Raw genomic sequence first — 12,550 nt, 5'->3', positions numbered from 1 at the left:
TGGATTTTTTTAAGTTTGGGAAATCGGGATATTTTTGTCCTTTGCTCTTGACCCCAACCTATGTTTTTATCTCTTACCTCTGAAATCAGTACTACTTCGTGGATTCTTAGTTTTTTAGCTGCATTTGTTATTGGGATGTCCAAAGCAGGGATCAAAGGAATTGCGATAATCAATGTGACTTTTATGGCGATAGCTTTTGAGGCGAAGCAATCTACGGGAATTGTTCTACCACTTTTGGTAATCGCGGACATATTCGCAGTAATCTATTACAATCGTCATACCCAATGGAAATACGTTGCCAAATTCCTTCCATGGATGATTTTGGGAATTATTTTGGGAAGTTTGGTGGGGATGGATTTGCCAGAGAAAGCTTTTAAGATCTTTATGTCCATCATTATTTTCTTTACAGTAGGATTTATTGTTTGGTGGGATCAAAAGAAAACCAAAACAGTTCCTACCCATTGGGCATTTTCGAGTGGAGTTGGAACCTTGGCAGGATTTACCACGATGGTTGGAAACTTGGCGGGTCCAATTTCCAATATCTATTTTTTAGCTATGCGCTTGCCCAAAAATCATTTCATAGGGACTGCAGCTTGGCTATTTCTTATTATCAATGTTTTCAAATTGCCTTTCCATTTCTTCATTTGGGAGACTATTTCCAAAGAAACTTTGCTCTTGGATTTAAAACTCATTCCAGGAATTATGCTCGGGTTTATAGTAGGTATCAAAGTCGTAAAAATGATCAATGAGGAGTTTTTTAGAAAGATGATTTTGATCCTTACAGCCCTTGGGGCAATTATTATCCTTTTCAAATAAATTCTTATTCAATTCAAACGACCAAGTGATTTTCATCAGAATTGAAATAAAATCGAGTGTTTAAACATTCAATTTTGGCTATATTTTGATTCAATTCTAAAAAAATCATCATCAAGGTAAATGAAGGAATTCAAGCAAATCATTCAATCTTACGAACTGGCAAAATCTGAAAACCGAAATGTTGCCTTGGCTACGGTAGTTCAGGTGGATGGCTCTTCTTATCGCCGACCGGGAGCTAGGATGTTGGTGACTGAAGAGGGGCATTTGACTGGAGCTATCAGTGGTGGCTGTTTGGAAGGTGATGCTTTAAGAAAGGCTCAAACTGTGATTTTTCAACAAAAATCCATGTTGGTCACTTATGATACGACTGATGAAGATGATCAGAAATTCGGAGTTGGATTGGGATGCAATGGGATCATTCATGTATTGATCGAGCCCATCGATTTTGATAACCCTGTGAATCCTGTTGAGCTGATAAAATTGGCTCTTTCTGAAAGATCGAGCTGTGTTTTGTTGACTTTGTTTTCTATCAAAAGAAGTAAATCAGAACAGATTGGGACTGTTTTTCTAAAAAAAGGGAATCATGAATATGGGAAAGTGGACCATCTCCCTCCTGCCCTTTGGCTCGAAATGAAACACGAACTTTCCAGTTGGGAGTTTGCATCGAGTAAAATTCAAGCCTATCCTGATTTTGATGATATTTCAGTCTTTTATGAATTGATCCGTCCTCCGGTAAGAATTCTTTTATTTGGAGCTGGAAATGACACCATTCCTTTGGCCAAAATGGCGGATTTGTTGGGCTATGAGGTGGTTTTAATTGATGGCCGAAAAAATTTGGCAACGAAGCAAAGATTCCCAAGTGCCATTGATATAATTCAAGTTTCCGCAGAAGATGTTTCTCAACAGATAGAGACAGACTTGAGAACAGTGGCTCTATTGATGACTCATAATTTCGAATATGAGGCGGTGATAATGAGGAAGCTTTTGGATTGCATGATTCCCTATATTGGAATATTAGGTCCTAAAAAGAAGACTGAAAAGCTAATCGATCGACTTCAAAATCAAGGGATCTCTGTGAGTTTGGAAAATATTTATGCTCCGATCGGAATTGAAATCGGTGCCGAAACTTCTGAGGAAATTGCGCTATCCGCTTTGTCAGAAATCACGGCGGTTTTGAATAAGAAGGAGCCGATTTTCTTGAAGGATAAAGTGGGTCCAATTCATGAAAATCCATCATGAAAACAGGAGTACTAATTTTAGCTGCAGGATCCTCCTCACGACTTGGAAAACCCAAACAGCTTCTCAAATTTCAAGACGAAACACTCTTGGAAAAAACCATTAAATCAGCTCAGGAGGCCATTTTAGGCCCTGTTATAGTTGTTTTAGGTTGTCAATCCGACCTTATCAAAGATTCATTAAAAATTGATGGGATTAAGTGGATTGTAAACCAGAAATGGGAAAGTGGGATGGCTTCAAGCCTTCAGGTAGGTTTGAATTTTTTAATTGAAAATGAAAGTCCTGATCAAGTTATCTTACTTCTTAGTGATCAGCCTTATGTAAGTCCAGAATTGATTCATCAATTAATAACTGAAAAGGAAAATTCAGTTAAAGGAATTGCAGCTAGTAGCTATGCTGATACCATTGGTGTTCCTGCCATTATTGAAAAAAAATACTTCTCGGAATTATTAAATCTGAAAGGTGATCAGGGAGCAAAGAAGGTGATCAAACATCATTTAGATGACCTGATTCAAATCCCTTTTGAAAAGGGGAAAATAGATATAGATACGCAAGCTGATTGGGAAAATTTTAATTCAATAAATTAAAATTACCGTAGTTCTCTTACGACTTGTTTAACCCAATTTATAGTAGATTGGATATCTTCTTGATTCGTGTTCAATCCCAGACTAAATCGAATCGAAGCTCTTCCTAAATCAGGCTCTATTCCCATGGCTTCCAAAACATGACTTGGTTTAGGATTGATAGAAGTACAAGCTGATCCCGAGCTGACTGCTACCTTTTGGCAAACCTTTCTCAATAGCTCCTCTCCTTCTACTCCAGCAAATGATATATTGGAAACATGAGGCAATCGGTGAGTTTGACTTCCATTCAAATAAGTATCGGAGATTTCCAAAAGGCCTGTTTCTAATTGATCGCGCAGATTTTTGAGGCGGATTTCTTCAGAAACCAAATTTACAAGTCTTAATTCAGCCGCTTTTCCAAAACCCACAATTCCAGGAACATTTAGAGTACCACTTCTCATACCTTTTTCATGTCCTCCTCCTTGAATTTGAGCCAATGGTTTTGGAAGTGGATGATTATGTCGAACAAATAAGGCTCCTACTCCTTTTGGTCCATATATTTTATGGGCAGACATAGCCATCAGGTGGATCCCTTTGACATTTACAGGTATTTTCCCAACTGCCTGAACTGCATCAGTGAAAAAGATTATTCCCTGATCTTCACATAATGCTGCTATATCTGAAACTGGATGTATGACTCCGGTTTCATTATTAGCCCACATCAGGCAAATCATTTTTGTATGAGGTTTTACTGAATTGTATAGCTCATCAAAATCAATTTCTCCTTTGGAGTCAACAGGTAAATAAGTGACTTCGGCACCTCTTTTTTCGATTTCTTCAAAAGTGTCCAAAACTGCCTTGTGCTCAGTTTGGCAAGTGATATAGTGTTGTCTTTCACCCAAATAATGTTCAAAAAGTCCTTTGATTCCTAGGTTTATCGCCTCTGTAGCCCCCGATGTAAATACGATCTCTTTGGACTTCGCTTCTATCAAAGTGGCTACCTTTTCCCTTGCTTCTTCCACAGCATTTTCAGCCACCCAACCATAAGGATGGCTTTTGCTTGCCGCATTCCCAAAATGTGTCCCGAAATATGGGATCATTTCTTCGATGGCTTCGGGTGCACAAGGTGTGGTGGCGTTATAATCTAGGTAAATCGGATAGTTCATTTGACTAAAATAAGTGATTCTAATTCCATCCCCTTACAAATTTCAAGTAACTTCGATCTGAATCAATTTATTTGATCATGCAAGAAAATTGGACATTTGAAATTGGAAAAGAGCCACTGGCTAATGAAATGGAAATCATTGATTTTTTGACTGCCAGAAAAAAGGAACTAGGGATCTTTCTTTCTTTTTATTACAAAAAGAATGGGGCAGTTGCTGAAAACGTAAGTGTGATCAATACTTTGCTTTTAAAAGATAAAAAGTCCGGGAACCTTACTTTAACATTTGATGTCGTCTATTTCAATGCCTGCTTGGCTATCCATGAGCAAGAGCAGGATAAAATGTTGTTGAAATTCAAGCTAGATAGAGAAAATAGAAAATTGGATTTAATAGGTCCCTACTGGCCAGAAAGAGAAATGGATGAGATTTAAGGTGAAACTTGCCAGATCTGAATTTTTTTAATCTAATCTCTATCTTCATTTTCGCTGATTGTTGCAATTCCTTTCAATTGAAGTAATTTTGAATATCAGTTTTCACTTATGAAAGAATCACCAGAAGCACTCAATTTTATTGAGCAAATTATAGAAGAAGATCTGGCCAATGGCCTTCCAAAAGATAAACTAAGGTTCCGTTTTCCACCGGAGCCTAATGGTTATTTGCATATTGGTCATGCTGCCTCCATTTGTTTGAATTTCGGTTTGGGAGAGAAATACAATGCTCCTGTTAACTTGAGATTTGATGACACTAATCCTGCCAAAGAGGAACAGGAATACGTGGATGCCATCAAGCGTGATATTAGTTGGTTAGGTTTCAAATGGGCAAATGAATGCTATTCTTCTGATTACTTCCAGCAGCTTTATGACTGGGCTGTCCAGTTGATCAAAGCGGACAAAGCTTATGTTGACCAGCAAACTTCTGAGCAAATCGCCGAACAAAAAGGAACGCCGACGACTCCAGGAACTGCAAGTCCATACCGTGACAGACCAATCGAGGAAAGTCTTGAGCTTTTCGAGAAAATGAAAAATGGAGAGTTTGAAAAAGGCGCGTATCTTCTTCGTGCTAAAATCGATATGGCTTCTCCAAATATGCATATGAGAGATCCGATTTTGTATCGAATCATCAATGCTCATCATCATAGAACCGGAAATGATTGGTGTATCTACCCAATGTATGACTGGGCTCATGGCGAGTCTGATTACATCGAGCATATCTCCCATTCCCTTTGTACTCTGGAATTTAAACTTCACAGGGAATTGTATGATTGGTATTTGGATCAGATTTATGATCCAGCCAATCTACGTCCTAAGCAAAGAGAATTTGCACGCAGGAACTTGAGCTATACAGTGATGAGTAAGCGAAAACTTCTTGAATTGGTACAGAAAGAGGTGGTTTCTGGGTGGAATGATCCTCGTATGCCAACTATCTCAGGTTTGAGACGAAGAGGTTATACACCAGACTCAATTAGAAAGTTCAGTGACCTATCCGGTATCTCCAAAAGGGATAATGTGACGGATGTTTCACTTCTAGAATATTGCATCAGAGAGGATTTGAATAAGACTGCTACTCGTGTTATGGCTGTTTTGGATCCAGTAAAGCTTGTTTTGACGAATTATCCTGATGGTGAATCGGAAATTCTACATATGGAAAACAATCCTGAACTTCCAGATTCAGGAACACATGAGGTGCCATTTTCCAGAGAGCTATATATCGAAAGAGCAGATTTCCAGGAAGAGGCAAGCAAAAAATTTTTCAGATTGGCTTTAGGTACTGAAGTTCGATTGAAAAGTGCCTATATCATTAAAGCAGATTCAGTTGTAAAAGACGATTCAGGAAGAATCACTGAGATTCACTGTACCGTTGACTTGGATTCAAAGTCAGGAACGGGAACTGAAGCAAGCTTGAGAAAAGTCAAAGGAACCTTGCATTGGGTATCCATTGAGCATGCCATCAAAGCTGAGGTTCGTGAATATGATCGTTTGTTCTTGGATGAAGCTCCGGATTCTCATGAGGAAAAAAACTTCCTGGAATTCATCAATCCAGATTCTCTGAATGTGATTAAAGAAGCTTATTTGGAGCCGTTTTTGGCTAATGCTACTTTGGAAGACAAATTCCAGTTCCAAAGATTGGGTTACTTCACCTTGGATACGGATACTACTTCTGATCAATTGGTTTTCAACAAAACAGTTGGTCTGAAAGATTCATGGGCGAAGCAAAATCCTCAAAAAGAGCAAGCTAAACCAGCAGCTCCTGCGCCTCAAAATCAGCCAAAGAAAAATCCTTTGAGTGAGATGCAGCAATTGAGTAAAAAGCTAACCAATCTTCCTGAGGAAAAATATGCTTCCACAAAGGCAAACATTCAAAAATTAGCTGAAGAGATAAGTTATGAAGAGATTGAACCTTTGTTTAATACTGCAGCTAAAAAAGTAGGAACTCGAATCGGTGTCATGTTGATTTTAGGAGTTTTGATTAAAAAAGGTCTAGAAAAAACTGAGGCTGCGAAAGCATTCATCGAAGCAGGATTAAATGATTCAAATGAATTGCTAAAAACAGAAGCTGAGGCGATTGGTTGATTTCAATATTGGAAATTCATTTACTATAATTTAATAAAAAACGCCTCTGAGTATAATCAGAGGCGTTTTTGTTATTTCTATGGTCAAAAAACTATCGACTATAGACTTTTCATCAGGTTCTCTTGATTTCTAATTTGATATCAGAGAATTCCTTTTGCTCGATGAAAGGCTGACTTCTCAACCTTCGACCAGTTGCAGCAAAGATTGCATTGGCAATTGCTCCGCCTGTTGGAGGTAAGGCCGGTTCACCCAGACCTGTTGGATCAAAACCACTATCCAAGAAATGAGTATTAATTTCTGGAACTTCTTTCAATCGAATCAAGCGATAAGAATCGTAATTCTTTTGTTTTGGAACACCATTTTCAAATGTCAAATTGGTGTACATGGCATGTCCCATCCCATCCACAATCCCACCTCTTACCTGGTGGTTAGCTCCCGTAGGATTAACTACCATTCCACAGTCTGTTACAGCGGTGATTCTTTTTAGTGTTGGACTTCCAGCATCCATTTCGATGTCTGCAACTTGGGCTACATAGGATCTATGCGAGAAGTAAACGCTCAAGCCTTGTTTTACATTTGGATTTTTACCCCAATTCGACTTTTCAGCCACCTCTTTGGTCACAGCGATCATCCGATTGACATTGTATCCTAACTCTCCTACCGGATTGTTTTTGGCTCTTTCATATAATTCCAATCGAAGTTGAACAGGATCTTTTCCTGCAGCCAAAGCGACCTCATCTAAGAAACTTTGTTCCGCATAGGCTAAGAAGTTGGTAATTGGTGCTCTCCAAGCATTTGTTGTTATACTGGAATCGTAACTTATAGATTCAATCAGGACATTTTCTACAGCGCCAGACGGGAAATTATTTTCTCGGGTTGTATTGCCGGCATTCATACCCACTCCTTTGAGTTTATAGCCGATTATATTTCCAGCATCATCCAATGCCGCCGAAAATTTATATCTCACAGCTGGTCTGTAAGCACCACCAGTCAATTCATCTTCTCGGCTCCAAACAATTTTTACAGGACCATTGATTGCCCTGGAAACTTCTACAGCCTCTTCTACATAGTCTGCTCTTAATCTTCTACCGAAGCCACCCCCTAAACGAGTGATTTCTACAGTGATATTTTCTGGTGGAATTCCCAAAATCTGAGCGGCTGTCTGTCTAGCTCTGTCTGGAGTTTGGGTTGGACCAATCAATTCACAACGATCACCTTGGACATGGGCAAAGAAGTTTTCTGGTTCCATAGGCGAATGGGCTAGAAAAGGGCATTGATATTCAGCTTCAACGACTTTAGCTGCTGTCTTGAAAGCTTGATCTACATTCCCGTCTTTCCTTCTTACATCTGCCTTTCCATTTTCCAGTAGATCTTTGAAAATCCTGTCATGATCTGCGGTGCTTTCTACATTTCCATCTGCTTCATATTCAATTCTAAGAAGCTTTTTGGCTTTCATTAAAGGCCAAGTAGATGTTCCTACCACTGCTACTGAATTTCCAAAGGTCACAACATCTGTTACACCTGAAACTCCTCGAGCTGCTCCGTCATCCATTGATTTGATTTTCATTCCGAAAGGAGCTCGCTGAATCATCGCATGTTTCATTCCCTCACGGTAAAAATCCAAGCCATACATTGGTTTCCCGGTGTAAATTTCTTTTGCATCTACATTCTTTACAGGAGTCCCGATGATTTTGAAATCCTTTTTATCTTTTAAAGTGACTTCTTCCGGGGCTGACAAAGTAGAAGCAATCTCAACAAACTCCCCGAAATGACCTGTTTTATTAGATCCTTTATGGGAAATAACACCGCTTTCTACAGTGATTTCTTCTGCGGGAACATTCCAGGTTTGGGCCGCAGCAGCTACAAGGACATATTTGGCGGTAGCCCCTGCTTTTCTCAATCGCTCCCAGCTATGAGGCATAGCACCCGATCCGCCTGTTAATTGTCTGTCATACTTTTCGGTATCCAGGTTTGCCTGAATTACCCGGACTTTGGACCAATCAGCATCCAATTCCTCAGCAACAACCATGGGAAATGATGTCTTGATATTCTGCCCCAATTCTGGGTTTGGTGAATAAATCACCACGTCTCCCGAAGGTGCTATGGATAAATAGGCATTGAAGTTTTTGACTTGAGCCAAGACTTCTTCCGTGCTTAAAACTTCTACTTTGGGAGAGTCGCAGCTTGACCAGTTAAAGCCAATAAACAATCCTCCAGCAGTGGTTCCGACTATTTTGAGGAAATCTCTTCTTCCTTCTCTAGTGATTGTGCTCATGATTATTTGGTTTTGGCGGCTTGGGCTACGGCTTCTCTTACTTTATGATAGGTACCGCATCTGCAGATATTGCGGTTCATTGCATTGTCAATTTCCTCCATACTTGGGCTAGGATTATTTTTCAAAAATGCAGCGGCTTGCATGATTTGGCCTGGTTGACAAAAACCACATTGAGCCACGTCAATTTCTTCCCAGGCTTTTTGCACTGGATGATCCCCATTTTCTGACAATCCCTCAATGGTAGTAACCTCGGAATTCCCAACACTAGAGACTGGAGTCACACAGGAAAAAGTGGCATTTCCATTCAAATGAACAGTGCAGGCTCCACATTGGGCTATTCCGCAAGAGTATTTCGTTCCGACTAATCCTAAATGATCTCGAAGTACCCACAATAATGGGGTATCGTCCTCGACATCAACGGTATGGGTTTTTCCGTTAATTTTTAAGTTTAATGTTGCCATGGATAGATGTTGTTTGGATTTAAGTTACAAAAAATCAAGCCCTTCCAAATGCCATTTGTGGAATTCCAAGATTAAAATTGTAGTAATTGAACACTCTATATTCTTAATTAGTGAGAAACTAAGCAATCAAAGCATAAAAATATCGCTGGCTTTGGACCTATTTATTCCTGATTCTTGTTGCTTTCAATATCGTATTTTATCGCTCTGCTTTTGTGGAGTAAAAATTTATAAAAGTGATTAAAAAACTATTTCTGGGCCTTTTAGGCCTAATTTTAATAATACTGGTTGCTGGAGTTCTTTTTGTGAATTTGAGTCCACAATTCGGAGAAAACCCAAGTGAAGATAAGCAAGCTGAGTTTGAGAAACTGGACCATTATTCGGATGGAAAATTTCAAAATCTTATCCCTACAGATATGGATATGGGTTTTGCTAAAGCAATGAGAATGATGCCGGAATTTTTCAAAGATGATCCTTCTAGAAGACCAGATTTTGAATTACCCATAGTTTCGGTGGATTCAACTGAATTGGTTGGAAAAGTCTTCCCTACTAGATTGGTTTGGTTTGGACATTCAGCTTTTCTACTTCAATTGGATGGGAAAAATATCCTTTTAGACCCCATGTTGGGTGAAGTTCCTGCTCCTCATCCTTGGCTAGGGGATAAACGATTTTTTGAAGAACTGCCAATCGAGATTGAAGAATTACCTGAAATCGACATTATTTTATTTTCTCACGATCATTATGACCACTTGGACTATGAATCAGTTCAGCGGTTGAAAGATAAAACAAAGGCCTTCTATGTGCCGTTGGGAGTTGGTTCTCACTTGGAATCTTGGGGAGTTCCGGCAGATAAAATTCATGAAATGGATTGGTGGCAGGAAGGAAATGAGAATGAAATATTTTTGGCCTTTACTCCTAGTAGACATTTTTCAGGAAGAGGCTTGACCAACCGTTTTAGTACGCTTTGGGGTTCATGGGTCATTCGAGGCAAAAATGACACCATCTATTTTAGTGGAGACGGAGGATATGGCCCACATTTCAAAGAGATTGGTGAAAAATATGGACCTTTTGATTTTGCTATGGTAGAATGTGGCCAATACAATGAAAATTGGAAGGAAATCCACATGATGCCCGAAGAAACAGCTCAGGCCGGTGTAGATATCCAGGCAAAAGTTATCATGCCGATTCACTGGGCAGCTTTTCGATTAGCAATGCATTCTTGGACCGATCCAGTGGAAAGAGTTTTGGTAAAAGCTCAAGAACTTAACCTACCAATCATAGCCCCAAAAATCGGCTCCAAGATAGAGTTGAGTGCAAATCCTGAAATTCAAGAAAAGTGGTGGATTAAGCCATGATTTTAGCTTTTCATCTGATTTTCAAGGAATAAGTCACAAATTTTTGCTCTAAAAGCTAAACAACTCTACAAAAACTCTTTAAAATTTATAAAATGATAAAATTCACTTGAGTGATTTAGAAGCATTTTTCCTAATTTGAAACTTTAAACTCGAAATATGTAATAGGAATTCAATTCCGAATTGCAATTGCTTTAAAATCAGCCTAGTTCAGCTGTTTTCAATTTTACCATAGCAGTGCTATGACAAAATTTCCAAACAACCTGATTTTTTTGCACTAGCAATACTCACTAGGAATGCTATTACAAAATCCGAGTGAATCTAAAATTTATAAAACCTAATAACCTATGTCGAAAAAGATCAAAGTGGCGATTGTTGGTACTGGATTTATCGGGCCAGCTCATTTGGAAGCATTGAGAAGAATTCCAAATATCGAAGTCACTGCTCTTGTGGAAGTTAATCAGCAGGTTGCTGATGCTAAAGCGGATGAATTGGGAATTCCTTCTGCTTACACTTTTGAAAATATGCTGAAAGATGACAGCATCGAAGTGGTTCATATTTGTACGCCAAATTTCCTTCATTTCCCACAAACCAAAGCTTGTTTACTTGCTGGAAAGCATGTGATTTGTGAGAAGCCTTTGGCAAATACCATTGCTGAAGCAGAGGAATTGGTGTCACTTGCTGCTGAAAAAGGACTAATCAATGCCGTTCACTTTAATTTGCGCTATTACCCAATGGTAAGACAGATGAAAGTGATGAGAGAAAAAGGCGAATTGGGAGAAGTTTATTCTGTGATGGGATCTTACCTACAGGATTGGCTTTTCTTCAATACCGATTACAACTGGAGATTGGAGCCGGATCAATCAGGTGGATCGAGAGCTGTAGCTGATATTGGTTCTCACCTTTTGGATATGACTGAATATGTGACTGGATTGAAGATTACGGCTGTTATGGCTGATTTCTCTACCGTTCACAAAAAAAGATTGAAGCCTTTGAAGGCAATTGAAACGTTCTCCGGGAAAGCTTTGGATCCATCCGATTACAAAGAATATCCTGTAACTTCTGAGGATTATGCGACTGTTTTACTTCGTTTTGATAATGGTAATACAGGTTCCATTACGGTTAGCCAGGTAAATGCTGGTCGTAAAAACCGATTGAATATTGAAATCTCCGGCTCAAAGGCAAACTTTGAATTCAACGCAGAGAAACCTAATGAACTTTGGATTGGTAAGCGAGATGGATTAAACCAAGTTTTGATGAAAGATCCAGCTTTGGTAGACGAAGGAGCCAGATCCTTGGTTAGTTTCCCAGGAGGTCACCAAGAAGGATTTCCTGATACTTCCAAGCAGCTATTCAAAGAAGTTTATGCAGCTGTGAGAGAAGGAAAAATGCCTGAGAAAGCTTCTTTCCCAACTTTTGCTGATGGATTGAGAGAATTGATCATCGGTGAAGCTATCGTTGAAAGCAACGAAAAAGAGGCTTGGGTGAAGATTTAACAACATTTAATTCTATTTTTCAGTTATTAGATTTATTGTTGAATAGAAATAACCTTTAAATCAAAATAAAATCAAAACCCATGAACTTTAAGAAAAGTCTATTTTCATTACTTCTTTTTGCCGGATTTGCTGCTGCAGTATTCGCTCAGGAAAAACCTAGCCCTGCAAAAACAGCCGAAGGTGCCGTTGGCGATGCCAAAATCACTGTTAATTACTCTTCACCTGCTGTAAAAGGTAGAGTTATTTGGGGTGATTTGGTTCCGTTAGGTCAGGTTTGGAGAGCTGGTGCCAATGAAGCAACTACATTTACCACCACTAAAGATTTGATGGTAGAGGGAAAAGAGCTTCCGGCAGGCACCTACAGTTTCTTTATTATCCCTGATGAATATCAATCTACATTCATCTTTAATAAAGTTGCTAAGCAATGGGGAGCCTTCAATTATGATGCTGCTGAGGATCAATTACGCGTTAGTGTTCCTTCTGGGCAATCTTCTACGATGGAAGAAAGATTGAAATATGAAATCAAGGATGGAAAACTTACTGTGAAGTGGGAATATGGCGAGGCATCTGCAAAATTGGCTGCCAAGTAAATAATTTTGAAAACAATTAAAGGCCATCGGG

At 39.2% G+C, this 12,550-nt stretch carries 11 protein-coding genes; 8 read left to right on the top strand and 3 right to left on the bottom strand.

Going from position 1 to position 12,550, the window contains the following annotated elements:
* Positions 1 to 60 precede the first annotated feature (60 nt).
* The 3 genes from O0V13_RS05205 (at position 61) to O0V13_RS05195 (ending at position 2,639) form a co-directional block, all read left to right on the top strand.
* A complete protein-coding gene (locus O0V13_RS05205; protein ID WP_268033937.1) occupies positions 61 to 816 on the top strand; it encodes a sulfite exporter TauE/SafE family protein in 756 nt (251 codons plus the stop codon).
* Between the two features lie 120 nt (positions 817 to 936).
* Complete coding sequence (locus O0V13_RS05200; protein WP_268033936.1) at positions 937 to 2,055, top strand: XdhC family protein; 1,119 nt, start codon at positions 937 to 939, stop codon at positions 2,053 to 2,055.
* Positions 2,052 to 2,639 carry a nucleotidyltransferase family protein gene (locus O0V13_RS05195; RefSeq protein ID WP_268033935.1) on the top strand — a complete coding sequence of 196 codons (588 nt, stop codon included), beginning with the start codon at positions 2,052 to 2,054 and terminating at the stop codon, positions 2,637 to 2,639. The genes O0V13_RS05200 and O0V13_RS05195 overlap by 4 nt, the downstream gene beginning before the upstream one ends.
* A 2-nt stretch (positions 2,640 to 2,641) precedes the next feature.
* Here O0V13_RS05195 and O0V13_RS05190 read toward each other — a convergent pair whose 3' ends face one another.
* Positions 2,642 to 3,781, bottom strand: coding sequence for a cysteine desulfurase family protein (locus tag O0V13_RS05190; RefSeq protein ID WP_268033934.1), 1,140 nt, complete (start codon positions 3,779 to 3,781; stop codon positions 2,642 to 2,644).
* Positions 3,782 to 3,858: 77 nt separating this feature from the next.
* On the opposite strand from O0V13_RS05190, the gene O0V13_RS05185 reads away from it, so the two are divergent.
* Together O0V13_RS05185 and O0V13_RS05180 are read left to right on the top strand one after the other, a co-directional pair.
* Positions 3,859 to 4,209 (top strand): hypothetical protein, encoded by a 351-nt coding sequence (locus O0V13_RS05185; protein ID WP_268033933.1) that lies wholly within the window; start codon positions 3,859 to 3,861, stop codon positions 4,207 to 4,209.
* A 108-nt stretch (positions 4,210 to 4,317) separates the two neighbouring features.
* A complete protein-coding gene (locus tag O0V13_RS05180; protein ID WP_268033931.1) occupies positions 4,318 to 6,348 on the top strand; it encodes a glutamine--tRNA ligase/YqeY domain fusion protein in 2,031 nt (676 codons plus the stop codon).
* Positions 6,349 to 6,460: 112 nt separating this feature from the next.
* Here the strand turns inward: O0V13_RS05180 and O0V13_RS05175 are convergent, their stop codons facing one another.
* Both O0V13_RS05175 and O0V13_RS05170 read right to left on the bottom strand, forming a co-directional pair.
* Positions 6,461 to 8,623 (bottom strand): xanthine dehydrogenase family protein molybdopterin-binding subunit, encoded by a 2,163-nt coding sequence (locus tag O0V13_RS05175; RefSeq protein ID WP_268033930.1) that lies wholly within the window; start codon positions 8,621 to 8,623, stop codon positions 6,461 to 6,463.
* A gap of 2 nt (positions 8,624 to 8,625) precedes the next feature.
* Positions 8,626 to 9,084, bottom strand: a complete 459-nt coding sequence (locus O0V13_RS05170) for a (2Fe-2S)-binding protein (protein WP_073570214.1) — start codon at positions 9,082 to 9,084, stop codon at positions 8,626 to 8,628.
* Between the two features lie 233 nt (positions 9,085 to 9,317).
* Between O0V13_RS05170 and O0V13_RS05165 the strand changes: the two genes are divergently transcribed.
* The 3 genes from O0V13_RS05165 (at position 9,318) to O0V13_RS05155 (ending at position 12,519) form a co-directional block, all read left to right on the top strand.
* Positions 9,318 to 10,436 carry an MBL fold metallo-hydrolase gene (locus O0V13_RS05165; protein ID WP_268033929.1) on the top strand — a complete coding sequence of 373 codons (1,119 nt, stop codon included), beginning with the start codon at positions 9,318 to 9,320 and terminating at the stop codon, positions 10,434 to 10,436.
* 344 nt (positions 10,437 to 10,780) lie between these two features.
* A complete protein-coding gene (locus O0V13_RS05160) occupies positions 10,781 to 11,929 on the top strand; it encodes a Gfo/Idh/MocA family protein (protein WP_268033928.1) in 1,149 nt (382 codons plus the stop codon).
* A gap of 80 nt (positions 11,930 to 12,009) precedes the next feature.
* The gene (locus O0V13_RS05155; protein WP_268033927.1) at positions 12,010 to 12,519 is read left to right on the top strand and encodes a DUF2911 domain-containing protein; all 510 of its coding nucleotides are present in this window, start codon (positions 12,010 to 12,012) and stop codon (positions 12,517 to 12,519) included.
* Positions 12,520 to 12,550: the final 31 nt, after the last annotated feature.

The organism is Algoriphagus sp. PAP.12 (genome assembly GCF_026652115.1).
In the GTDB taxonomy this organism is placed as follows: domain Bacteria; phylum Bacteroidota; class Bacteroidia; order Cytophagales; family Cyclobacteriaceae; genus Algoriphagus.
Note: the sequence above shows the minus strand (reverse complement) of the source record. Positions and strands in the feature narration are given on the sequence as shown.